Annotated in this window: 25 protein-coding genes; 12 read left to right on the top strand and 13 right to left on the bottom strand. The window is 63.0% G+C overall.

Annotated features, from left to right (window positions below):
• The first annotated feature begins 100 nt into the window (after window positions 1-100).
• The 4 genes from MESCI2_RS0127970 to MESCI2_RS0127955 all read left to right on the top strand — a co-directional run bounded on the left by MESCI2_RS0127970 (window position 101) and on the right by MESCI2_RS0127955 (window position 3,429).
• On the top strand, window positions 101-343 hold the full coding sequence (locus MESCI2_RS0127970; RefSeq protein ID WP_027039358.1) for a DUF1344 domain-containing protein: 243 nt from the start codon (window positions 101-103) through the stop codon (window positions 341-343).
• A gap of 190 nt (window positions 344-533) precedes the next feature.
• Window positions 534-2,156, top strand: coding sequence for an FAD-binding oxidoreductase (locus MESCI2_RS0127965; RefSeq protein WP_027039357.1), 1,623 nt, complete (start codon window positions 534-536; stop codon window positions 2,154-2,156).
• Window positions 2,157-2,171: 15 nt separating this feature from the next.
• Window positions 2,172-2,804 (top strand): hypothetical protein, encoded by a 633-nt coding sequence (locus tag MESCI2_RS0127960; RefSeq protein WP_027039356.1) that lies wholly within the window; start codon window positions 2,172-2,174, stop codon window positions 2,802-2,804.
• A 94-nt stretch (window positions 2,805-2,898) separates the two neighbouring features.
• Window positions 2,899-3,429: a dihydrofolate reductase family protein gene (locus tag MESCI2_RS0127955; RefSeq protein WP_027039355.1), complete on the top strand. Its 531-nt coding sequence runs from the start codon at window positions 2,899-2,901 to the stop codon at window positions 3,427-3,429.
• A gap of 27 nt (window positions 3,430-3,456) precedes the next feature.
• Here the strand turns inward: MESCI2_RS0127955 and MESCI2_RS0127950 are convergent, their stop codons facing one another.
• From MESCI2_RS0127950 to MESCI2_RS0127940, 3 genes are all read right to left on the bottom strand, one after another.
• On the bottom strand, window positions 3,457-3,978 hold the full coding sequence (locus tag MESCI2_RS0127950) for a hypothetical protein (protein WP_027039354.1): 522 nt from the start codon (window positions 3,976-3,978) through the stop codon (window positions 3,457-3,459).
• Window positions 3,979-4,128: 150 nt separating this feature from the next.
• Window positions 4,129-5,259 (bottom strand): hypothetical protein, encoded by a 1,131-nt coding sequence (locus MESCI2_RS0127945; protein WP_027039353.1) that lies wholly within the window; start codon window positions 5,257-5,259, stop codon window positions 4,129-4,131.
• Window positions 5,260-5,265: 6 nt separating this feature from the next.
• Window positions 5,266-5,700: a hypothetical protein gene (locus MESCI2_RS0127940; RefSeq protein WP_027039352.1), complete on the bottom strand. Its 435-nt coding sequence runs from the start codon at window positions 5,698-5,700 to the stop codon at window positions 5,266-5,268.
• Window positions 5,701-6,440: 740 nt separating this feature from the next.
• Here MESCI2_RS0127940 and MESCI2_RS0127935 point away from each other — a divergent pair.
• Window positions 6,441-7,379 (top strand): YegS/Rv2252/BmrU family lipid kinase, encoded by a 939-nt coding sequence (locus tag MESCI2_RS0127935; RefSeq protein WP_027039351.1) that lies wholly within the window; start codon window positions 6,441-6,443, stop codon window positions 7,377-7,379.
• A 92-nt stretch (window positions 7,380-7,471) separates the two neighbouring features.
• On the opposite strand, the gene MESCI2_RS0127930 is transcribed toward MESCI2_RS0127935, so the two are convergent.
• From MESCI2_RS0127930 to MESCI2_RS0127920, 3 genes are read right to left on the bottom strand one after another with little or no spacing between them, the layout of a single operon-like run.
• Window positions 7,472-8,389, bottom strand: coding sequence for an NAD(P)-dependent oxidoreductase (locus tag MESCI2_RS0127930; RefSeq protein ID WP_027039350.1), 918 nt, complete (start codon window positions 8,387-8,389; stop codon window positions 7,472-7,474).
• Window positions 8,386-9,597, bottom strand: a complete 1,212-nt coding sequence (locus MESCI2_RS0127925; RefSeq protein WP_027039349.1) for a mandelate racemase/muconate lactonizing enzyme family protein — start codon at window positions 9,595-9,597, stop codon at window positions 8,386-8,388. Before MESCI2_RS0127925 ends, MESCI2_RS0127930 begins: the two co-directional genes overlap by 4 nt.
• Window positions 9,594-11,210, bottom strand: a complete 1,617-nt coding sequence (locus MESCI2_RS0127920) for a GMC family oxidoreductase (protein WP_027039348.1) — start codon at window positions 11,208-11,210, stop codon at window positions 9,594-9,596. Before MESCI2_RS0127920 ends, MESCI2_RS0127925 begins: the two co-directional genes overlap by 4 nt.
• Before the next feature lie 237 nt (window positions 11,211-11,447).
• Here MESCI2_RS0127920 and MESCI2_RS0127915 point away from each other — a divergent pair, with 237 nt between their 5' ends.
• The 3 genes from MESCI2_RS0127915 to MESCI2_RS01000000135815 all read left to right on the top strand — a co-directional run bounded on the left by MESCI2_RS0127915 (window position 11,448) and on the right by MESCI2_RS01000000135815 (window position 13,345).
• A complete protein-coding gene (locus MESCI2_RS0127915) occupies window positions 11,448-12,389 on the top strand; it encodes a phosphoribosylaminoimidazolesuccinocarboxamide synthase (RefSeq protein ID WP_027039347.1) in 942 nt (313 codons plus the stop codon).
• A 240-nt stretch (window positions 12,390-12,629) separates the two neighbouring features.
• The gene (locus tag MESCI2_RS0127910; protein ID WP_024504171.1) at window positions 12,630-13,025 is read left to right on the top strand and encodes an acyl-CoA thioesterase; all 396 of its coding nucleotides are present in this window, start codon (window positions 12,630-12,632) and stop codon (window positions 13,023-13,025) included.
• Between the two features lie 116 nt (window positions 13,026-13,141).
• Window positions 13,142-13,345: a hypothetical protein gene (locus MESCI2_RS01000000135815; protein WP_032901406.1), complete on the top strand. Its 204-nt coding sequence runs from the start codon at window positions 13,142-13,144 to the stop codon at window positions 13,343-13,345.
• Between the two features lie 149 nt (window positions 13,346-13,494).
• Here MESCI2_RS01000000135815 and MESCI2_RS0127905 read toward each other — a convergent pair whose 3' ends face one another.
• Window positions 13,495-13,863: a winged helix-turn-helix transcriptional regulator gene (locus tag MESCI2_RS0127905; protein WP_027039346.1), complete on the bottom strand. Its 369-nt coding sequence runs from the start codon at window positions 13,861-13,863 to the stop codon at window positions 13,495-13,497.
• A gap of 90 nt (window positions 13,864-13,953) precedes the next feature.
• Here MESCI2_RS0127905 and MESCI2_RS0127900 point away from each other — a divergent pair, with 90 nt between their 5' ends.
• Window positions 13,954-14,559 (top strand): NADPH-dependent FMN reductase, encoded by a 606-nt coding sequence (locus MESCI2_RS0127900; RefSeq protein WP_023809763.1) that lies wholly within the window; start codon window positions 13,954-13,956, stop codon window positions 14,557-14,559.
• Window positions 14,560-14,618: 59 nt separating this feature from the next.
• On the opposite strand, the gene MESCI2_RS0127895 is transcribed toward MESCI2_RS0127900, so the two are convergent.
• Window positions 14,619-15,341 (bottom strand): MBL fold metallo-hydrolase, encoded by a 723-nt coding sequence (locus MESCI2_RS0127895; RefSeq protein WP_245270507.1) that lies wholly within the window; start codon window positions 15,339-15,341, stop codon window positions 14,619-14,621.
• Between the two features lie 372 nt (window positions 15,342-15,713).
• Between MESCI2_RS0127895 and MESCI2_RS0127890 the strand changes: the two genes are divergently transcribed.
• The gene (locus MESCI2_RS0127890; RefSeq protein WP_027039344.1) at window positions 15,714-16,640 is read left to right on the top strand and encodes a DMT family transporter; all 927 of its coding nucleotides are present in this window, start codon (window positions 15,714-15,716) and stop codon (window positions 16,638-16,640) included.
• A 10-nt stretch (window positions 16,641-16,650) separates the two neighbouring features.
• Here the strand turns inward: MESCI2_RS0127890 and MESCI2_RS01000000135810 are convergent, their stop codons facing one another.
• On the bottom strand, window positions 16,651-17,559 hold the full coding sequence (locus tag MESCI2_RS01000000135810) for an alpha/beta fold hydrolase (protein ID WP_032901405.1): 909 nt from the start codon (window positions 17,557-17,559) through the stop codon (window positions 16,651-16,653).
• Window positions 17,560-17,676: 117 nt separating this feature from the next.
• On the opposite strand from MESCI2_RS01000000135810, the gene MESCI2_RS0127880 reads away from it, so the two are divergent.
• The gene (locus tag MESCI2_RS0127880; protein ID WP_027039343.1) at window positions 17,677-18,273 is read left to right on the top strand and encodes a CGNR zinc finger domain-containing protein; all 597 of its coding nucleotides are present in this window, start codon (window positions 17,677-17,679) and stop codon (window positions 18,271-18,273) included.
• A 55-nt stretch (window positions 18,274-18,328) separates the two neighbouring features.
• Here MESCI2_RS0127880 and MESCI2_RS0127875 read toward each other — a convergent pair whose 3' ends face one another.
• The gene (locus tag MESCI2_RS0127875; RefSeq protein ID WP_027039342.1) at window positions 18,329-19,837 is read right to left on the bottom strand and encodes a winged helix-turn-helix domain-containing tetratricopeptide repeat protein; all 1,509 of its coding nucleotides are present in this window, start codon (window positions 19,835-19,837) and stop codon (window positions 18,329-18,331) included.
• 230 nt (window positions 19,838-20,067) lie between these two features.
• On the opposite strand from MESCI2_RS0127875, the gene MESCI2_RS0127870 reads away from it, so the two are divergent.
• Window positions 20,068-20,322, top strand: coding sequence for a DUF1127 domain-containing protein (locus MESCI2_RS0127870; RefSeq protein ID WP_027039341.1), 255 nt, complete (start codon window positions 20,068-20,070; stop codon window positions 20,320-20,322).
• A 20-nt stretch (window positions 20,323-20,342) separates the two neighbouring features.
• Here the strand turns inward: MESCI2_RS0127870 and MESCI2_RS0127865 are convergent, their stop codons facing one another.
• From MESCI2_RS0127865 to MESCI2_RS0127855, 3 genes are all read right to left on the bottom strand, one after another.
• A complete protein-coding gene (locus MESCI2_RS0127865; RefSeq protein WP_027039340.1) occupies window positions 20,343-21,653 on the bottom strand; it encodes a hemolysin family protein in 1,311 nt (436 codons plus the stop codon).
• A gap of 106 nt (window positions 21,654-21,759) precedes the next feature.
• Entirely contained in the window at window positions 21,760-22,134 is a 375-nt protein-coding gene (locus MESCI2_RS0127860) for a hypothetical protein (protein WP_027039339.1), read from the bottom strand.
• 54 nt (window positions 22,135-22,188) lie between these two features.
• A complete protein-coding gene (locus tag MESCI2_RS0127855; RefSeq protein WP_027039338.1) occupies window positions 22,189-22,890 on the bottom strand; it encodes an LssY C-terminal domain-containing protein in 702 nt (233 codons plus the stop codon).
• Window positions 22,891-22,994 lie beyond the last annotated feature (104 nt).

The following is a 22,994-nucleotide window of genomic DNA, read 5'->3' as shown; positions in this document are numbered from 1 at the left end:
ATTTGCGGAGGGAGCGCTTTCCGTTCCAGTTTCAGGCCGTCCGGTGCTGTCGTTTCCCAAGGCGGCGGTCCGGAAAGTGAAACAGCACGGAGTGCTTACCATGAAGAAGACCCTCGCAACCACCGCCGCTCTGCTCGCCTTCCTAGGCACCGCCTATGCCGCGACTGTTCAGGGCACCATCCAGGCCGTCGACCCGACGACCAAGTCGATCACCCTCGACGACGGCAAGATCTACCAGCTATCGCCGGAAGCGGCGGTCGGCAAATTGAAGGTCGGCGCCAAGGTAGCAGTGACCGTCGATGACAAGACCGGCATCGTGACGTCGATCAAGAAGGCTTCGTAAGGCGTGAGCGCCGTGCGTCAGCAGACCTGCTGACGCAATTTTCAGACCCTGCTCCATTTCTGGCCGGTTCCTCCGGGAACCGGCCACTTTCGTACTCTCCACCCCTCGATGCCAGGCGGAACGCTGTCCGGCGGCACCGCTATGGTTTTTGCCAAAGAGCCGCGCTATCCCTTGGCCAACGGGGATATTCATGGCTGACGAACAAAAGGGGTTTCGCCTGTCGCGGCGACTGCTGCTGGGTGCGGCTGTCGTCGGCGGCGCGATGCTGTGGGGCGGCAACACGGTGGCGCGGCTGGCGCGCGGGCCTTCGGGCCCAAAGAACGCAGGACGGATAGCCGATATAGACGGCTTCCCGCTGCCTCTGAAGCTGCCGGACAATGCGCCGGCCTTCGATGCGTCGCTGCCCTGGTCGGCAAAAGGCGGCGACATCAACGATGCCAGCGGCCTGTCGAGGACGCCGGTCTACGGCGTCGTCGAGGTCAGCGAGGACGAGCACATCGCCAAGGCGCTGGCCTTCGCGCATGCCAATGGCCTGAAAGTCTCACTGGCCGCCATCCGCCATTCGATGGGCGGGCATGCCTTCGACGACAACGCTCTGGTACTCGACCTCAGAAAGTTCAACAAGGTGACCGTGGATGCTGCGGCGAAGACCATGACCTTGCAGCCGGGCGCGTGCTGGCACGACATCCAGAACCTTCTGCATCCGCACTTTGCGGTGAAGGCCATGCAATCAACCGACATCTTCTCGGTCGGCGGCTCGCTGTCGGTCAATGCGCACGGCATGGACCACCAGGCAGGTTCGGTGGCGGGCTCGATCCGCTCGATGCGGGTGATGCTGGCCGACGGCTCGGTGACGACCTGCTCGCCCACCGAGAACACCGATCTGTTCCGCCACGTCGTCGGCGGCTATGGCCTGTTCGGCGTGGTGCTGGAGGCGACGCTCGATATCGTCGACAACGCCGTCTACCGCACCTCGCGCGAAATCATCAGATCGGACGATTTTCCGAAGTTCTTCGCCGAGGTGCTGGAGCCGAACAAGGAGATCGGCCTGTTCTACGGCCATCTGTCGACGGCGCCCGGCAATTTCCTCGAGGACATGATCGTCTACCGTTACGACAAGGTGGCCGAGCAGCCGCCGGCGGATCAGCCCGAGATCGGCGAGCCGGGATCGGTCGGGTTGAAGCGGGTGATCATCAACCTGGCGAAATGGGGCAGCCTGTTCCAGGAGCTGAAGTGGTTCACCGAAAAGACGCTGGAGCCGAAATTCGAAAGCTGCACGGTGGCGCGTACCTCGGCGATGGCCGAGGGCGAGGCCTGTCTTGTCACCCGCAACAACCCGATGCACGATTCGGTGCCCTATCTCTTCAACGACCGGATGGAAGAGACCGACATCCTGCACGAATATTTTATTCCGCGTGCCGCCTATGTCGAATTCATCGCGGAAGCGCGCGAGATCCTGCGCAACCAGACGCTGCCGGTGCTCAATGCTTCGGTGCGCATCGTCCACAAGGAGGATGTGGCGCTGACCTACGCGCCGGAGCCGGCCTATTCGCTGGTGCTCTACATCAACCAGCCGACCGATGCCGACGGCAATGCCAGGATGCGGGCGCTGACCCGGGCGCTGATCGACGTAACGATCAAGCATGGCGGCCGGTTCTTCCTGCCCTACCAGCTGCATTATACGGCCAGGGAATTGCTGGCCTCCTATCCCGAACTGCCGGCCTTCCTGGCGGCGAAGCGGCAGTATGACCCGACGGAACTGTTTTCCTCGACCTTCTACCGTGCCATCAAGGCGCTGAGCGGGGTGGCGTAGACCTTAGGAGACTTCATGCGCAAGGTATCGGCCGCGGCACTCATCCTCATCGCGCTGTGCGCTGGCCCTGCCGGAGCCGAGGATCTCAAGGCCTTCAAGCTGACCATCGACGGCGTGACGGTCGATATCGATCCCGGCGAGAGCGCCGATGTGACGTTGCCCGGCGGCAAGCAGAGCAAGGTGACGCTCGAGCGCAACGACTTCGCTACCTTTTCCGGCAGCGATTTTTCCTTCGTCCATCCCAGCGGCATTTCGGTGACCAAGACCGATCTCGGCGAGAACATCACGCAATATTTGATGGCATCGGCTCTCGGTACGATCGTCGTCGTGCAGGAATACGGCAAGATGAATCCGGTGTCGCTAAACCAGCTGATGCTGCAGGAGATGACCAGGGAATCGGTGCAGGCCGGCGCCAAGCTGACGCAGGGGCCGACCACGCGCAAACTCGCCGACGGCAAGGAATTGACCGGCATCCGGGCCGAGGTGAAGACACGCACCGACACCGCCGATTTCGAGATCGTCGGCTTCGGCCTGGCCGATCGGGGGCTGCTGTTCATCACCCGCATTGCCGGCGAGGATGCAGCGGCCGAAAAGCCGCTCATCGACAAGTTCTGGCAGAGCCTGAAAGTCAAGTTGCAGCGGGACTAGGGTCGTGTCTCGGTTTGGATTTCGGTTGGGGCCACACTTTTGCGTAACGGCGGCGCAAGTTATTCTGACGATCCGGATGTGGAGATCCTGCAGCATGGCGAAGCTCATTTTCAGAATGAACCAGTCCCTCGACGGTTACGTCGACCACCAGAAAATGCCGTCGGGCCCGACAATCTTTCGTCACTGGATGGAGCAAGTGCGCAATTTGAGCGGCAGTGTTTACGGTCGCGGCATGTACGAGGTCATGCGCTATTGGGACGAAGACAGTCCTGAGTGGAACGCGGAGGCGCACGAATTCGCGGCGGCGTGGCGGAGCCAACCGAAGTGGGTTGTGTCGCGCTCGCTGAAGTCGGTCGGCCCCAATGCCACACTTGTCGCGGATGACGTCGAGGCAGTGATACGTGGGCTTAAGGCTGAACTCATGGGGGAGATTTCAGTTTCCGGACCAGACCTGGCACGAAGCTTGACCGACCTTGGTCTTATCGATGAATATCAACTCTACCTCCACCCGTTCGTGCTCGGTCAGGGCAAGCCATTTTTCGCCGGCCCCCGGCCGCCGCTTCGCTTCGTGGCCAGCGATCTGATAGGCGACGACGTGATCAGGTTGACCTATGTGCCTGCCTGACCACGCGGTCGTCAAACGCCAGCAGGACTACAGCCCCTTCGGCATCAGTCCGGCCAGCCAGTTCACAGAGCGTTTCGCGGCGTCGGCGGTCACTGATGCGGCGCGGCCAAGATCGGTCTTGACCACGGCGTAGCCGTTTTTCGTGCGATAGAGCACGCCGGTTCCGCCATCGACCACTTGTTCATAAGCGACGGGCCGGGCGGCGTCGGCTTCCATGGCTGTCGTCGGCGAACCCACCGAGACGCTTGGCCGGTGGCTCAGTTCAGGCGGCAACGGGCTTTCGGTTCGAACAACGCGGCTGGCGGGCTTCAATTCCGGGCGCGATGCGGTCGCGGCCAGTTGCGAGGAGGACGACGAACCCTTCGTGCGGCAAATGCCGGAGACGAGCGGATAGTTGAAATTGCGCTCGTGCAGCATCTGGCTTTTCATCGCGGCTTCGCACTCGGCCACGGTCGACCATTTGGCCGGCGTCTCGCCGATATATTCGCACAGCTTGGCATCGCAGTCGCAGCCGACAATGGTCATGGCGACAAGGGCGGTCTTGATCACGGTCTTGTCCCTTCGGGATGCCCCCCGGCAGCCCTTCCATTTCTTCCCATTCCTTCGCGCGCGAACAAGGCGGGATTTGGCCGCGATTGTGGAATGGGCGTGGCGGAGGCCAGGAAATGCGTAATCCTGGCCGGGCGTGGCCGAAAGGCCTCAGTAATCGTAGACGTGTTCAAGCCGGGCGCCGGCCTTGATCAGCGTCGGCAGCACGAGATGCAGCTTGCGCACGGCGACGATCATGCCGGTGCGGCGCGTGGATTGATCGGCCGGCAGCGGATAGCTGAACAGGATGCGCATGCCTTCGGGGATGGCGATCGTATCGGTGGAGAGCACGGTGACCATGATCTCGTCATTGCCGCCGATCTCGACGAAGGAGACGCCCTTGTCGATCAGGCGCGGGATCATTTCGGTGAAGACCTGATAGCGCCTGGTGACGAAGATGGTGCCGTCAGCGCCCATGTCGCGTTCGAGCAAGGTGTCGGGCTCGTTGCGCGTGGCTTCGCCGACGGGTCCCTTGGCCCAGACATGGATGTCGAGCAAGGCAGGGTCCATCGTGGCGGCGAGCGCCTGCTTGATCAGGTCGGCATAGCCCTGCTTGATGGTGTCGGCGAGGCCGAAGGCCAGCTTGCGTTCGCTGGTGCGGATTGAGCTGTCGCCCGGCGCCGGCTGCACGGCAAACAGGCCGGCGCGCTTGTCGGCATAGGGGAACTGATACCAGGGCACCTGGTCGAGGAAAGCGGCATAGTCCGCCGCCACCTTGGCTTGATAGATGTCGGCGGCGGTGCGCTTGGCCGTCGTCGCCTCGGTGATGCGGCCGACCGTGTTCTCATAGGCCCACTGCAGGATATGCTCGATCGAGTGGCTGGTGCCGATGATGACCAGCATCTGATGGTTGGCGTAATTGAACTTGTAGGGAGCGCTGGCGCGGATCACCGTGGCGTAGTCCTGCCAGAAGCGGCCGACATAGGACCAGTAGGGGAAGCCGCTCGACTGATCCTTGTCGACGAAGCCGGCATATTCGCGCGCGGCGTAGACGATCGCCCATTCCGGATAGGTGAGGAAGGTCGATTCCTCCGGCCGCTGGTAGCCGAAGATCTCGGCGCGGACCTTGTCGGCCAGCGCCTTGGGCGGTGCGCCATCGGCAATTCCGGGCAGCGGCGTCTTGTCGAGCGAGGACGTCGTCAGAAAGCCGTAGCTCAGCCCGGCGATCGGGATGAGAATGACGATGACGATCACCCACAGGATCGTCTTGATGATGCGCTTCAGCCAGCGGAACAGGAACATGGCCGATCAGGCCGTGGCGAAGTGTTCGTGTATGCGCCTGGCCAGCCGGAAGCCGACATAGACGGCGAAGCCGCCAATGACGAGGTGCGGCAGGTTGGCGAAGAAGCGGGCCGGGAATTCGATATCGTTGAGGGAGCGGAAGCCGTTGATGAAGATACCGGCATCGAGGCAGCCGGAACCGGTGACCAGACCGAGCACGCCGTCGAACAGGTAGACCGAACCGAACAGCTTGAAATAGAACACCGCCTGGCGGTGCGAGATGAAGGCGGCGGCCAGTGCCCAGACGCCGGAGAAGGCGTGCAGCAGGTCGTCATACCATTGCAGCGAGAACAGGCCGAACAGATTGCCGTTGGCATCGTTGAACGCCGGTATGTAGCCTATGGCGACGACGCCGAAGAACAGGAAAGCATAGGCGACGGCAAGCTTCTGGATCAGCGTCATGAAGTATCCCCCTTCTACGAGTCCGCTTTGCAACAGACTCTGACGACGCAGCGATACTAACCGATTTTAGCGCGTGGAGAAGCGGCGCTCGCAAGATCGCCGCCAAAGGGCATCGGGGGGCCAAAAAGACAGTCGGCGCCGGGATTTCTCCCAGCGCCTCCCTGTCAGATCAGGACGCGGTCGCGGCAGCAACTTCCGTAAAGTCGTCGCGCCTTGCCGGCCTTGATTTTGACGGTCCTGCCAGTCCGCCGCCCGAGAGCAGCGTCCGTTCGGGACCACGCCGGTCTCCACCCTTGCGGGCTTTGCCCTGCGCACCATCGAAGGTTTTTGCCGTCCTTCATGGCAGCATCGGTCCGCCGTCGGCGTTGGCACGCTTTCCGCGGCCCCGTAGGTCTCGGCTCCGTCCCTCGAAACAGGCAAGCCTGCTCTCGCTTCGGGCCGTACGGGCCTCAGGAAATCCGCCTTTCACTTCGCCTTTCGGCTTGATGATCGGTAGCCGCCTGAGATGGGTTTAATGTACGCCGGGTAAGGGTCCCGGGGAATGACCTGAGGCCTGTGGATAGCGGGATTATCGGGGATCGTTTGCCACAACCCTGGGAATTCGAGCGCCGGCTGCGTTAGACAGCCCGCCCGCTTTTTTGCGTACGAGCCGACAGCGCCCCTTGCTCCGCCGGTGGGCGCGGGCTTCAATGCCGGCAAAGGATCGGACCTGCATGTCCGGCGCCGGGGAGGGCGGGTATTTGAAAGTCGGAGTGGTTCTCAACCCGATTGCCGGTGGCGGCCGGCTGAAACGGCATTGGCCTGATGTCGCCGTGTCGCTGAAAAAGCATTTTGGCGAATTCGAGCTGCGCGAGACGCAAGCCGAAGGTGACGCCGAAAGGCTGGCAATCGATCTCGCGATGATTGGCTTCGATCTGGTGATCGCGGCCGGCGGTGACGGCACCGCCAGCGAAGTGGCCGACGGGCTGTTGCAGGCGGCCCAGGAGAGCGGCCGGACCACCGAGCTTGGCCTGTTGCCATGCGGCACCGGCATCGATTTCGCACGGGGGCTCGGCCTGCCGAAAGAGGTGGATGCCGTGCTGAAGCGGATCGCCGAAGCCAAGCCCCGCAAGGTCGATGCCGGGCGCATCTGCTACATCGACGATCGTGGCGCGCTGGCCAGCCGGCACTTCATCAACATTGCCAGCCTCGGCCTTTCCGGCGCCACTGACCGCGCCGTCAATGCCGACAAGCGCAAGGGCAGGATGTCGGCCAAAGTGCTGTTCCTGTGGCGCACCGTGGTCGAGTTCATCCGCTACCGCTTCCAGGACGTCAGGATCACCGTCGACGACGGCACGCCGGTCGAAGCGCGCATGGCGCTGGTGGCGGTGGCCAATGGAAAGTTCTTCGGCGGCGGCATGATGATCGCGCCGGACGCCGACCTGACCGACGGGCAGTTCGACATCGTCATCCTGCGCGCGGCCGGTAAGCTGAAGCTGATTTGGGACATCCGGCTGCTCTATGGCGGCCGGCATCGCAATCATCCTGCGATCACCATCCTGCGCGGCCGGAAAGTGGTGGTCGAACCGCTCGGCGACTTAGAGAAGAACGGCGCGCTGGTCGACATAGACGGCGAGTCGCCGGGATGCATACCCGCGACCTTCGAGATTCTGCCCGGTGCGCTGACCTTAAGGTATTGATTCAGGCCGTTAAGGAATTGATGCAGGCAGCTGCGGGCATGAATCCGGTGGTCCGCTCAATGCCATGAAATCGTTTGTAAAATTTAGCCGCCTCAGATTTCCAGCTTTGCGGGAAAGCCAGGCGCGCGCAGGTCGGTGCCGACGGCATCTTCCAACAATTTGACGATCTGGGTCGACCAGGCGCCGCCGCCATAGGCGGCCTTGCCTTGCTGAAAAATCGCGTTGACGCGCGATGCCAGCTCAAGCGGCACGCCGGACTGTTCGCCCATGGCGAGCGCGAAGCCGAGGTCCTTCAGCGCCAGGTCCATGGTGAAGCCGATGTCGTAGGAGCCGTTGAGAACGAGCTGGCTTTCGGTCTCGTGGACGAAGCTGTTGCCGGAGGAGGCAACGATGGCGTGGTAGGATTGGGCGAGGTCGAGCCCGCCCTGCTTGGCCAGCATCAGCGCTTCGCCGGCGGCGACGAGATGGATGAAGGCGAGCATGTTGGTGATCACCTTGATCACCGCCGCCGAGCCGATCGGACCCATCAGGAAAGACTTCGCGCACATCGCTTCGATGGCCGGACGATGGCGCGCATAGAGTGCGGTGTCGCCACCGACCAGCGCGGTGATCTTGCCGGCCGCCGCCAGATGCACGCCGCCGGTGACCGGGCATTCCAGCGTCTCGACGCCCATGGCCGAGGCGAGGGCTGCGAGGCGAAGGATCTCGTCGCGGCCATTGGTCGACATCTCGATCCAGGTGCCGCCCTGAGGCAGGCCCTCAAGCAGCCCATCAGGACCGATCAGCACCGCTTCGCTGACCTTGGGCGAGGGCAGGCACGTGAAGGCGTTGCCGGCCCGCGCGGCTGCCTGGGCGGGGCTGGCCGCTGCGGTGGCGCCGAGCGCCACCAGTCGTTCGACGGCGGCGGGATCGCGGTCGAAGACGGTGATGGCAAAGCCGTTGCGGACCAGGCTGGCGGCAAGGTTGCTGCCGAGATGGCCGAGACCGATGAAGGCGTAGCTTTCGCTCATGGCATCAGCGGCGTTTGCATCATCTGCAGATGCAGGTCCTTGCCCGTATAGGGATGCGCGTCGCAGACGGTCTCATTGAGCTCGACGCCGAGGCCGGGCTCCTTTGAGGGGATGACTTTGCCGTCCTGCCACTCGATCTTTTTCTTCAGCAGCGTGGCGTGAAAGCCGTCCCACTGCTTCAGCGATTCGAGGATGAGGAAGTTGGGCAGCGTCACCGCCAGCTGGATATTGGCGGCACCGACGATCGGTCCGCAATAGCAGTGCGGTGCGATCTGGATGTGGTAGGCCTCGGCCATCGCGGCGATCTTCTTGGTTTCGAGGATGCCGCCGGAGCGGCCGAGGTCCGGCTGCAGGATGGTCGCGGCGCGGTTCTCGATGACGCGGGCGAATTCGAATTTGGTCGTCAGCCGTTCGCCGGTGGCGATCGGGATCGAGGTCGCGCGGGCTACTTGCGCCATCACCTCTGGCATGTCCGGCGGCACCGGCTCCTCGAACCACAAGGGATCGTAGGGCTCGATGGCGCGTGCCATGCGCAGCGCGCCGGAGGCGGTGAACTGGCCGTGCGTGCCGAACAGGATGTCGGCGCGGGTGCCGACCGCCTCGCGGATCGCCTTGATCATGCGGGTGGACAGGTCGATATCGGCAAGGCGCGGCTGATGGCCGTCGAAGGCGGTGTAGGGGCCTGCCGGGTCGAGCTTGACGGCATTGAAACCCTGCTCGACATATTCGAGCGCGCAGGCAGCGGCGAGATCGGGGTCGTTGTAGACGTTCTTGCCGTGCGCATCCTCGGAATGGACGCTGCCGGTGTGCGGGTAGAGATAGGTGTAGGAGCGCAGCGTCTCGTGCACCTGGCCTCCGAGCAATTTGTAGACCGGCTTGTTGGCTTCCTTGCCGATAATGTCCCAGCAGGCCATTTCCAGCGCCGAGAAGCAGCCCATGCCGGTCACGTCGGGCCGCTGGGTGAAGCCGGAGGAATAGGCGCGGCGGAAGAAGTTCTCGATGTCGTGCGGATCGCGGCCGACGAGATAGCGCTCGGCCATGTCCTCGATCATCTTGGCCGTGACATGGGCGGAGAAGGTGGCGTTGTAGGCCTCGCCATAGCCGACGACGCCGCCATCGGTGGTCAGCTTGACGAAGATGAAATACTTGCCGCCGATGCCGGGCGGCGGATTGCCGACAACCCAGGTCTTGACGTCGGTGATCTTCATTTTTGGTCCTCCAGAACCAGTTCGGCGCCCTTCCAACCGGTCATGATCGAGGCGGCGTTGGTGTTGCCGGTGATGTTGTCGGGAAAGATCGAGGCATCGATGACGCGCAGGCCTTCGAGGCCATGCACCTTGAGGCGCGGATCGACGACGGCGCGCGCGGGATCGGGGCCCATGCGGCAGGTCGAGACCGGGTGATAGACGGTGCCCGAGCGTTTCCGGAAATCCTGGACCAGATCGGCGTCCGAGGTGATCGACGGGCCGGGCAGGACCTCTTCCTCGATGATCTCGGCCATGGCGGGCATCGAAGCGATCTTGCGCACGAATTTCACCGCTGCCAGCATCTCCTCGACATCGGCATTGGTGGAGTAGGCATTGGCCGTTATCCTGGGGTAGTCGCGCGGATTGGCCGAGCGGATCATGATCTCGCCACGGCTCGACGGGCGGCAATTGGACAGGCCGATGGAAAAGCCCGGCCATGGGTCCGGCGTCAGGATCGGGCGCTCGCCGCTCTTGGGAATGACGGTAGAGAAGGCCTGGAAATAGAGCTGCATGTTGGGCCGCGTCGCCGCAGGGTCGGTGCGGAAGAAGCCGCCGGCATTGTTCATCGACAGCGACAGCGGGCCCGAACGGGTCAGGATGTATCGCATGCCGACCAGCAGCTTACCCCACCAGGGGCGCAGCGTCTGGTTGAGCGTCGGCAACTTGCCCTTGAAGGTGTAGTTGATGCCGACATGGTCCTGCAGATGCGCGCCGACATTCTCGTTGGCGTGGACGATCGGGATGCCCAGGCCTTTGAGCAGGGCGGATGGGCCGATGCCGGACAGCTGCAGCAATTGCGGCGAGTTGACCGAGCCGCCCGACAGGATGATTTCGCGGCCGGCACGCGCCGTCTTCGTCTCGCCGCTTTGCTGATACTCGACGCCGACGGCGCGCTTGCCCTCGAACAGGATTTTTGTCGCCAGCGCCTTCATCTCGACGCGGACATTCCCGCGCTTCATCGCCGGGCGCAGGAAAGCGCGCGCCGCCGACATGCGGCGGCCGTTGCGGGTCGAGATCTGGTAGACGCCGACGCCTTCCTGCGCAGCGCCGTTGAAATCCGGGTTAAGCGGCAGGCCGGCCTGCTCGCCGGCGGCCAGATAGCGCCTGGTCAGCGGATGGACGGCGTTTGAACAGTCGGTGACGTGCAACGGGCCGCCCGTGCCGCGCCATGCATCGGCGCCGGCCTGGTTGTCCTCGAGCGCCTTGAAGGCGGGCAAGAGGTCGTCATAGCCCCAGCCGGGATTGCCGGCGGCGGCCCATGCATCGAAATCCTCGCGCGCGCCCCTGATCCAGACCATGGCGTTGATCGAGCTCGAACCGCCGAGCAGCTTGCCGCGCGGCCAGTGGTCGGCATTGCCGGCAAGTCCCGGGTCCGGCTCTGCCTTGTAGTTCCAGTTGACGTCAGGATCGAAGAAGGTCTTGCCGTAGCCGAGCGGCATCTGCACGTAGAAGCGGCGGTCGGTGCCGCCGGCCTCCAGCACCAGCACCGAGAAGCGCCCCGAGGCCGAGAGTTTTTCGGCTAGGACCGAGCCGGCCGAGCCGGAGCCGACGATGATGAAATCATAGGTCTGCATGATGATGCGGGCGGCTCCGGAAAATTGGCTGCAGCCTAGACGCGGCGGCGCTCCCAAGTCGCCGCGCCTTCCGGCATCAGTTGTGAAAAAAGCGACCGCCGAACCGGTCGGGTTTGCGGGGATTCCCGACAATCGCGCTTGATATCTACCTTCCCGACAGCCTATGCGATGACACTATCTCAGCGCATAATTTTTCGGAACTATGCTCTGGCCACTCTGCGGAAGGCAGGAAATCATATGCGGACTCTTCCTGACGCGTTCATTCCCGAACTGCCGGGCCACTACAGCGGCAAGGTTCGCGAAAACTACGATCTGGCGGATGGCCGGCGCATCATTATCGCCACCGACCGGCTCAGTGCCTTCGACACCATCCTGACCTCGATTCCCTACAAGGGCGAGATCCTCACCCAGACGGCGCGCTACTGGTTCGAGGAAACCGCCGACATCTGCCCGAACCATGTTCTCGAATATCCCGACCCGAACGTCGTCGTCGGCACAAGGCTCGACATCCTGCCGGTCGAGATTGTCGTGCGCGGCTATCTGGCGGGCACCACCAGCACCTCGATTCTGACCCGCTACAAGCGCGGTGACCGCGACATGTACGGCATCCGCCTGCCGGATGGCCTGCGCGACAATGAAAGACTGGCGGAGCCGATCATCACGCCGACCAGCAAGGCCGCGCATGGCGGCCATGACGAACCGCTGTCCAAAGCGGAGATTCTCGAGCAGGGCCTGCTTACGCCAGCGCAGTGGGACACCGTGTCGGACTACGCCTTGCGGCTGTTCGGCCGCGGCCAGCAGCGTGCCGCGGAACGCGGCCTGATCCTCGCCGACACGAAGTACGAATTCGGCACCGACAAGGATGGGACCATCATTCTTGCCGATGAAATCCACACCCCGGACAGCAGCCGATATTGGATCGCATCGAGTTACGAACAGGCGCTCGCCAGCGGCAGCCGGCCGGAGAGTTTCGACAAGGATTTCATCCGCTCGTGGGTCTCGGCGCGCTGCGATCCCTATAGCGACCCGATTCCAGAGATACCCGACGAGATCGTCGAACAGGCTTCCGGGGTCTACGCGCAGGCCTATGAGGCGATCACGGGCAAGGAATTCTCGCCGGATCTTTCCGGGGATAGCGTGCTCGATCGCATCCGCACGAACCTAAGGCGCTATTTCTGATCAACCTTCGCCGGGCGTTGGCTGACGGTGCATCAAACGAAAAACCCGCCGGTGCGGGCGGGTCACTGGCGCAAATCAGCACCATAGGCAAAAATGTACCATAGCTGAGGGCACCGAGTCAAGAAAAAATTCCTATCGCGAAAAGCTCTTTGGAGCCTCGTGCCCATGGCGTGGCGCGTTGACCTTCGGGCGCCGTGACGATACGGGATCGAGGGCAGCCGGTCTCGAAGGATTTCTCGCATGGTGCACTACGCTGAAGGACGGCCGCTTGGCGATCTGACGCTGCGCACCCTGGCCATGCCTTCGGATGCCAATGCGGCCGGCGACATTTTCGGCGGCTGGGTGATGGCGCAGATGGATCTGGCCTGCGGCATCCGCGCCGCCGAACGCGCCAAGGGCCGCGTGGTGACGGCTGCGGTGAAAGAGATGTCGTTCGCCAAGGCGATGAAGATCGGCGACACGCTGTGCATCTACACTCATGTCGAGCGCGTCGGCCGCACTTCGATGACGCTCAAGGTCGAGGCCTGGGCGCAACGCTACCTTTCCGACCTGATGGAGAAGGTCACCCATGCCGATTTCGTCATGGTGGCGCTGGATGGCGAGGGCAAGCCGAAAGCGGTTCCCGCCGAAGGCTGAGGCAAGCCGTTTCTCCCAGGCTTGGTCATTTGTAACAGCGCCCGTGCGGGAGGCGCTTTTCGCGACATCCAACGGTTGCCTCCATGCCCGATCCTGCTGCAATCGGAGGAGTGACAATGCGTCAACATCTGCTGAACGGTTGGCTCGTGGCAGCCTTGGTCGCGACGACCTGCCTGCTCGGCGTGACCGCTTACGCGGAGGTGAAGGAAGACATCTCGCGCGTCGCCTGCACGCATGATGACAAGGCTCCCGGCGAGCGGGGCGCACGGTGTGATACCTGTGCCGCCGCGCGATGCGATAGCAGCACATCAGGAGCCTGAGCGGCAGCCGTCAGAGGACCGCATGAGCGGCAATCCGCCAGCCAACACGGCGCGTGCGTCCGGGCAACGATCCGCGCAGCCAAGATGGACTTTCCGATCAGACAAGCCGGGTGTTGCGTGCGTGCTTAATCCCTTGCAGCGCAAGGGTTTCAGATGCGGGCGTCGTCGAATTTTTCGCGCGCCGCCTTGACGCGCATGGTGTTCGCGCGCGCCCATTCGCTCAATGCGCTGACGGGGATCAGCAGCTCGTGGCCGAGCTCGGTCAGCTCATAATCGACGCGCGGCGGAATGGTTGGAAACACGGTGCGGGTGACGAAGCCGTCACGCTCCAGCCCGCGCAAGGTGGTGGTCAGCATCTTCTGCGAGATGCCGCCGACGGCTGCGCGCAATTCGTTGAAACGCAGCGGTCCGTCGCCCAGCTTGCCGACGACCAGAACGGTCCATTTGTCGCCGACGCGCTGCAGGATTTCCGAGATGGCGCGGCAGTCTTCGGAGCGGTGTGGGTGCCTCGGTAACAAAAAAGTGCCTTCTTGTGCATCGCGTTTACAGTATCTCATATAGCGCAGGTATCCAAATGATACCAGTACTTCGTGCAAGGAGAGCCCCTTATGTCCAAACCCAAAATTGCCATCGTCGTCGGATCGACGCGCGCCGCTCGTTTCGCCGATGTGCCAACCCAGTGGATCGCCAAGATCGCCAAGTCGCATGCCGACATCGATGTCGAGATCGTCGACCTGCGCGACTTCCCGCTGCCGTTCTTCGACGAGGTCGCATCCTCCGCCTGGGCGCCGTCGCAGAACGAAGTGGCACAGCGCTGGCAGAAGAAGGTCGCCGAATTCGACGGCTTCATCTTCACCGCCGCCGAATACAATCACGGCCCGACGGCCGTGCTGAAGAACGCCATCGACTACGCCGCCAATGAATGGAACAAGAAGCCGGCCGGCTTCGTCGGTTATGGCAGCGTCGGCGGCTCGCGTGCCGTCGAACAGCTTAGACTGTATGCCGTCGAATTGCAGATGGCGCCGGTCAAGTCGGCCGTCCATATCGCCTGGGGCGATTTCCTCGCCGTCCGCCAGGGCGAAAAGAAGCTGGAAGACCTCGAGCATCTGAACCAGGCCGCCACGGCGCTGGTCAACGATGTTGCGTGGTGGGCCAAGGTGCTCAAGGCAGCGCGTCAGGCCGATGCCGTCGCCGAGGAAGTCAAGGCGGCCTGACCGCCGGTTCGAATTATCCTCCCAAGGATATGGGGCGGCGCTTGCGCCGCCCTTTTCAATTATAGCGGCTCGAATCGAAAGCTGGCGCCGGATCGGACGACGCGGCCGATGCCGGGCGAATCCAGATGCGCGCCGGCAACGAAACAATGTTCGTCGGCTGCAAGCGCCAGCAACCGCAACCGGCTTTCGCGCGCCTGGTCCTGATCGGCATCGAATTCCCACGTCACCTCAGGTCGATCGAACTGAAGCGATGGGACGTGAACGGTGTCGCCCCAAATCAAAAGGCGTTCGCCGCCGCCAGAAACACGAAAGCAGCTGTGTCCCGCTTCATGGCCATGAGCGTCGACAATGTCGACATGTGTCCCGATACGGTCTCCGGCTTCGAAGGGTTCCGCCATGCCGTGAAATCGTTCGAGCCGCGCTTCGGCGCGAAAAAAGCCGAGTTCTTCCGCGGGAACGAGCAAGCGCGTCAGGCGCGGGAAAGCGTCGCGGCCGTCGGCAAGCACAAGACCATGGATGTGGTCGAGATGCGTGTGGGTGAAGCAGACGGTACGGACTCGTCCGGCATCGATGTCAGCTTCGTCCAGTGCCTCGGGAAGTCGGCCCATGGTCGGATGCCAGGCGTTCGAGGCGCCGGTATCGATCAGGATGATCCCGTTTCCATCGTCGATCGCGAAGGCATTGACGGAAAGCCTGAGTTGACCATCAACCAACGTGACTTGTTGCGGCAATTCATCGCCAAATGGCTTGTCGCCGCGTTGCCGAAGCCGTCCGATCGGCATGTCGACATAGCCATCGCGCAAGGAGATGATGCGCAAGTCACCAAGATTGTAGGTCTGATAAAGGCCGCCTGAAGCTATGCGGTGCATTTTTTCCGATCCGTCTGTAAACAATCGACAACATGCGACGGGCCAGCCGCGTCGGCAACCTGCCCCGTCAATTCGGTCTATGCCACGTGTGCATGCGTCGCCTGCCGTGGCCGGATAATGCAGTCGGCGAGGCGGTCCGCCTCGTTCAACGCGTCGGCGTGGTGCTGATACCCTGATATCGCGATAGCCGCGGACACGACGCCAATCGGGGTTGGACTGCTACATCGACGGGACTGCCATCTGGTCGCGCCCATTGCCCTGATATATCCGGCTGCCATCCGTCATATGAGTGAAGCCGTGAAGACATCCAGCCTGACCGGCGCCGTTTCCCCGATGATCCCGGTGCTCGTATGCGCGCTTGCGATCTTCCTGCTGTCCGGGATGGATGCCGCGATGAAGATACTGGTCATCGCGGTCGGCGTCTACAACACCTTGCTGTGGCGCAGCATGGTCGCGGCCGTGGTCGCGGGTGCGGCCTGGTTGGCGGGACCACGCTTAAAGCCAACCATTCCGGTGCTGAGGCTGCATGCGCTGCGTGCCGCGGTTGTCGGCATCGTCCTGATATCCTTCTTCTGGGGCTTGGCCAGGCTGCCGCTCGCGGAGGCGATCGGGCTCAGCTTCGTGGCGCCCTTGTTTGCGCTCTTCCTCGCCGCGCTGCTGCTGGGCGAACGGATCCGGCGCCAGGCCGTCTGGGCATCGCTGGCCGGCATCGCCGGCGTCGCGATCATCATGGCCGGCCAGTTCGGGCAGGCAGACTATTCGCAAGACGCCATGCTCGGCACGGCAGCGGTGCTCGTATCGACGGTGTTCTACGGCTACAATCTGATCCTCGCCCGGCAACAGGCGCAGTTGGCCAAGCCGATCGAGATCATGCTGTTCCAGAACCTTTGCGTTGCCATCCTGCTCGGCCTCGCGGCACCCTGGCTCGCCGTCGCCCTGCCGAGCAATCTGTGGCTTCCTTTGGCCGGGGTGACGGTGCTGTCGCTCGCCGGGCAATTCCTGATGAGCTGGTCCTACGCCCGCGCTGAAGCGCAATATCTGATCCCGACGGAATACTCGGCCTTCATCTGGGCGGTCGCGCTCGGCTGGTTCTTCTTCGGCGAGGAGGCGACCTGGACCACCTTGACCGGAGCATGCCTGATCGTCGCCGGCTGCCTGATCGCCGCACGGGCCAATCCCAGGCTTGCCGAGCCCATCGAAGTGGCGGTTTGAGCGGCGACGTTCAGCGTCCTGCAGGATCGCGAAAGACCCCAGTCTCCACCTCGTGGATGAAGTGAGCGATGAGAGCCGCGCATTGGCGATGATGCGTTTCGAGAAGCATGTGTCCGCTCTCAAAGACATGGATTTCGACTGCGTCGAGGTCGCGGCTGTAGGCCATGATCTCGTCCAGCGCGAAGAAGGCGTCATGCCGTCCCCACAGCACGAGGCATGCTGGCTGTTGGTCGCGGAGATAGGCCTGGATGGCCGGGAAGCGGGCGATGTGCGAGCCATAATCGGTGAAGAGTTCGAACTGAATGTCGGTGTTGCCGGGCCTCGCCAGGCGCTCCGTATCGAGATACCAACCCTCGGGCGGAAACAACACCTTCAGACGCTCGGGGAGACCGCCGATATATTGATTTCGGGTCCCCTCGAAATTCATCCAGTCCGGCAGTTTGGCGCGGTTTTCTTCAGTCGGTTCGGCGAAGAACGCCTTCGGCGCGTCCCATTCCGGTCCCAGCCCCTCGTCATGAGCGTTGCTGTCCTGGGCGATCAGGCCGAGGATGCGATCCGGCCGCCGTGTGGCGAGATGATAGCCGACGGGCGTGCCGAAATCAGTGATGTAGAGGAAGAATCGCTGGATGCCGAGGGCCTCGACGAAGGCTTCGATCGTGTTGGCCAGGTTCTCGAACGTGTAGTCATAGGCATCGATGGAAGGGGCGGACGAAAAGCCGAAACCGGGCAGGTCCGGCGCCACCACATAGGCTGTTTCCGCCAGCGGTTCGATGACATTGCGATAGACGTGCGACGAAGTCGGATATCCGTGCAGCAGCAGGATTGCCGGTCTGCCCAGGTCGCCGGCATGGCGGTAGAAGATGTCGAGGCCGTCGACATTGATGGTTTCGTGGCGGGTCTTGTAACGATTGCTGCACATCCTCTCTCTCCCAGTGGTCCGCGCCGACCTGACGGTGCTATGGGTTTGACACCACATATCCCTGTGATAGTGGTTACATCGTGTAACCGTATAATGCGGTTAATGAGGTTATGTTCCATGGGCGATGCATACACCGAATGGGTGCCGGATCACTTCATAGGCGGGCATCCCGCCTTGGACCTGTCGAATGCCGTGTTCGACCGGCGGGCGCCGGCAGCAGACAATGAACTCTTCAAGTCCGTCCGGGATGTTGCGAACTGGTTCAGCGCCTCAGGGCTTGCCGACGATCGCCAGGCGCAGGCAGTCGCCGAGATAGCGGATGGACGGTTCGTGGAAGGGGTCCGCGAAATGCGGGAGGCGTCATTTCAGGTTTTCGAGCCAATCGCCGCGGGCAAACCGTCTGCGGCCGAACCGCTCGGCGTATTGTTCTCGCGCACGGCAAGCTCGCTTGCCGCCGGGTCTATCGAGCTGGATCGCACCAGGCCGGAGCTTGCCCTTGCCCGGTGGCGGGACCCGGACGCCGTCACCGCGTTGCTGGCCATGCTGTCCATCGAAGCGTTCTTCACCCTGCCGCGCGACAGGCTGCATTCCTGCCCTCGCTGTGGCTGGCTTTTCCTCGATACGTCGCGAGGCGGGAAGCGGCGCTGGTGCAGCATGCGCACTTGCGGCAACCGCGAGAAGGTCTCGCGCCACCGGGATCATGCCGACGCCTAGACGTTGGTTAGTGCACCACGTCGCCTTTGCTGCGGGCAGGCCGGATGCCGGCACGTCACTCCGGAAGACCGGCCTTGCGAAAACCATCGACGAAATGCTCGAGCGTAGCGGCGTCGCGGAATGGCTCGGTCGTCGCCCAGTGATGGGTTGTGAAATGCGGGTTGCCGACGAGGAACAGCTCAGCCTCCGCGCGCGCCTCGTCCAGCCGGCCGAGTTGGGCCAAGCTGGCGGCCAGGAAACGGCGTGAGCTTGTGCGATAGGTCTCGTCACGGCGCAACGTCTCGATAGCGGCTTGGTAGTCGCGCGCCGCATATTGCGCCTGGCCGAGCGTCAGATAGTACCAGCTCGCCGGAAACGGGTTCAGCCGGAACGCCTTGCCGATGTGCTCGAGGCCCTCTTCGACCCGCCCGGCCAGGACCGCGATGTCGGACAATGCCGCCCAGGTGTCGGCCTCGTTCGGGTCGAGTTCGATCGCCTTGGCGAATTCCGCATCCGCTTCAGTGAAGCTGCGCTCATAGGCAAGCAGGTAAGCCAGGATCCAGCGACAGCCGGCATCGTTGGGATCGATCGCCACGGCCTTACGCGCCAGTTCCAGGGCAACGCTGCGGGCAGCCTCGGTTGGTCCGCCCCAATGCACCTGTCCCATCCAGTGGTTCATGGCAAGCCAGCGATAGGGCTCGGCGTATCCGGGATCGAGCGACACCGCGCGCGTCAGCATCAGATGCGCTTCCTGCGCCATCTGCGGCGAATCATCGATCAGCTTGCGCGCCCGCACGCAGAGGTCATAGGCCTCCAGATTTCGCGGCCGATTGCGCGGTGGCGGCGCGCGCAGCCGGCCAAGCAGCGCTTCCACGATCTTGGCCGTCACCTCGTCTTGAACGGCAAAGATATCCTCCAGGCCGCGATCGAAGCGTTCCGCCCACAGATGATCGCCGCTCACCGCATCGACCAGCTGTGCGTTGATGCGCACGCGCCCCGCGGCGCGTCTTGCGCTGCCCTCCAACAGGTAGCGCACGCCAAGATCGCCAGCGATCTCGCGCACGTCCATCGCTTTTCCCTTGTAGGCAAAGGTCGAGTTGCGGGCGATGACGAACAGGCCGGAGATTCTGGACAGGTCGGTGATCAGGTCTTCCGTCAACCCATCCACGAAGGAATCCTGCTCGGGATCGTTGCTGAAATTGACGAAGGGCAACACGGCTATCGATGGTTTGTCGGGCAGCGGCAAGGGTTTTCGCCTGGCCTCGCCGAGCTGTTCGACGGCGCCCGCGAAACGGTAGCCGACGCGCGGAACGGTGGATATCCATTCGCCGTTCTCGCCGACAGGACCAAGCAGCTTGCGCAACTGCGCGATCTGGACGGTGAGGTTGCCTTCCTCCACGGCCGTGCCCGGCCATGCAGCGTCCATCAACTCGGCCTTCCCCAAGATTTCACCGGGCCGCCCGACGAGTGCTGCAAGCAGGCTCAGCCCGCGATAGCCAACGGCAACGGGGACGTCGTTCCGAAGCAGCGTTCCCGCACCCGGATCAAGCACGAACGGACCAAAGGCAAAACGCGATCCCTGCATAGGCGCATCTATAGAGCAATTTCAGGAAAAGTGTGAAGCGGTTTTCTGTTCGGAATTGCGTCAAAACAAAGGGTTAGAGTAGTTTGCCGGTTCCGTGAGCCGGTGAACTGCTCTGGCTCGTTTGGAAGTTTTGAGAACTATTTGGGAGGGCTTAATTACGGCGCCGTCCGTATCGCGCAGAATTCAACCTCATCGAGAGCCCTAGGCCCTCAAACCATATGGAGGTTGCCATGACCAATACACTTGCATCAGCCCAGCGTTGTGCAGCGCGACGGGGAACGCCCGTGCGGCCGGCATCGCGCCGGCTCCTGAAGACCCTGCGAAGCATCATAGCGAGCTGGCACGATCGGACCTGGCGCGAACGGATACGCTTTCGCTGGCAACTCAGGCAGATATCGAAGGACAATCCGCATCTGATCGACGATATCGGCCTGACGATACAGCAGGTCGAGGGAGAGATCGCCAAGCCCTTCTGGGAACGATAGAGCGAATGCTGCAACTCGCGTCAGCGCACCGCCTCACGGTGGACGCCGGGCAGGCGGGTGGCGATCAGCTTGTCGATGCGGCGGCCGTCGAGATCGACCACCTCGAAGCGCCAGCCCTGCGCGTCGACGCATTCGCCAGTCGCCGGCAGATGGTGCATGTGCGACAGCACATAACCGGCGACGGTTTCGTAATCGCGGTTTTCCGGCAGGTCGATGCCGAGAATGTCGGCCATCTCGTCGGCCTGCATGTAGCCGGCGAGCAGCCACGAGCCGTCCTCGCGCTTGACCGCGTTCTCCTCGTCGCCGGCGTCTGTGTCCGCGCGGAACACGCCGGTGATGGCTTCCAGAATGTCGGCCGGGGTGACGATGCCTTCGAAATGGCCGTATTCGTCATGCACCAGCGCCATCGGCACGTCGGATTCCTTCAGCTTCTGCAGCACATCGAGCGCGTCGGCCTGGTCGTAGACGATGGGGGCTGCGCGCACATGCCTGCGCGGGTCGAGCACGCGGCCGGCAAGCAGTGCGGCCAGCACGTCACGCGTCTGGACGACGCCGACCATGACGTCGACGCCGCCGTCACCTGCCGGCAGGCGCGAATGCTGGGTTTCCATGAGCAGCTTGCGGATGGCCGCCTCGTCGGATTGCAGATTGATCCAGTCGACTTCGGTGCGCGGCGTCATCACCGCGCGCACGGCGCGGTCGCCAAGCCGCATGACGCCGGCGATCATGCGCCGCTCGTCGGATTCGATGGTGCCGTGATGCTCGGCCTCGGCGACCAGCATCTTAATCTCCTCATCGGTGACCTTCTCCTCGCTTTCGCCGCGCTGGCCGAGAAGCCACAGGATGGTGCGGCCGGAGAAGTCGAGCAGGAAGACCAGCGGCGCCGAGACGGTGGCGAGGATGGTCATTGCAGGAGCGACCCTGGCGGCGACCCGCTCGGGGTCACGCAAGGCGATCTGCTTGGGCACCAGCTCGCCGACGATCAGCGAGAAATAGGTGATGATGGCGACGACGATGCCGACGCCGAGCGGATCGGCGACGGTCTCGCGGATGCCGGTCGAGGCCAGGAACTGCGCCAGCCGTTCGCCGAGCGTGGCGCCGGAAAAGGCGCCGGAGAGGACGCCGACCAGGGTGATGCCGATCTGCACCGAGGACAGGAACTTGCCGGGATTGGATCCCAGCTCGAGCGCGCGACCGGCGCCATTGATGCCGCGGTCGATCATCGCTTTCAGGCGGGCCGGTCGCGACGAGACGATGGCAAGTTCGGACATCGACAGAAGGCCGTTCACACAGATGAGGACGACCACGATAGCGATTTCTACGTATAACATGAGCGGTCAATAGCATTGCGGCGCGGTCTTCGAAAATAGTCCGGCGTGATTTTTGAGAAATGACTGGTATTTCGGTCATGCGGCATCCCAGGGCGGTGAGGAACCGTCAGGGATTTGGCATTGCTCTGAAGGGTCCGAAAAAGCCGACGACCAGCGACAGTTTTCCCTCCTTGGAAACGCGGCACATATCCATGCTGTCGGTGCCCCGAAATCCGTTTTCGCCTCTCTGCACCCAGCCAAAACGCAAGAAGTCATGATGAACATCGACCAAGGTCGTCCGTTCGAGCCAGAAGCCCGGACGGGCTTTCAGCACCTGATCAATGTGTTGGAGCAGCGCCTCGGCTCCGGAGATATGCACCGTCGGATCAATGTATGTGCCTTGCGGTTCGAATGAGGTGAACAACAGCCGGCGACGCTCCTCAGCTTCCGGGTCGAACCAGGCCCTGCAGTAGCTAGTCACCACACTTTCCGCGTCAAACATCAAAACCTCCTTTTGAAACCGCCGGACTGTTTCAGCCTGCAAGGCCCGTACGACCTACTGTTTAAGTACGCCGACAATTGCCTCGCCGTCCGTGAAATAGGGATCGCCGCCGCCATTGCGACCCGTACTGGTGGCGCCGACGCCCGATATGTCGCTGGTCGAGATCAGCGTGCCGGCGGTGGCCAAGTCGCGCATCAGGAAATCGCGCTCGGCGTCGATGTCGGGGCCGATATGGTGGGTGACAGCGCCGGTGTCGTGGCTGAGGCCGACGCCGCGATCGAAGCTGGCCGAGCCCAGCCACAGCGGCCGGCCGTCATCGTCGGCAGCATCGGTCTGCCAGAAGCGGACATGATGCCGGCGGTCGGCGCTGAGGCCCTCCGGCTTTTCGAAGGCGAGATCCTGGGCGCGGCCATCGAACAGCAGCCTGCTGACCGGCGCATCGGGATAGGGGTGGTCGAACAGCACGCTTTCACCGATCTCGATAGCGGTCTTCAGGGTGACGGCGTCGGCGGTGTCCCAGCCGGCGACGGCGAAGGCATGGACCACCTCCTTCTGCGTGCCGACAAGGCCGACATTGATCGGGTCGCCCGGAATGCCTTGCGGCGTGTGCGTCAGCATCTCGAAGCGCTGCGTGCGAAAACCGCGATCGCGGAACGTCCAGAATTCCGGTGCGGCGAAATAGGCGAGCACCAGATAGGCAGCCAGCAAGGTCGCCACCCAGATTGCAACGCGTCGCCGAAAACTTCGCTGGCTCATGAACGCCGCCCGATCCGTGCGATATCTGTTGCCTGACGGACCCTGGAAATCAATGGCCAGCGGCGCGCTGCCGGTCTATCGTGGGCCATCGTTTCTTCGCGGGG

It is taken from the genome of Mesorhizobium ciceri WSM4083, from assembly GCF_000519305.1.
GTDB classification, from domain to species: domain Bacteria; phylum Pseudomonadota; class Alphaproteobacteria; order Rhizobiales; family Rhizobiaceae; genus Mesorhizobium; species Mesorhizobium ciceri_B.
Note: the sequence above shows the minus strand (reverse complement) of the source record. Positions and strands in the feature narration are given on the sequence as shown.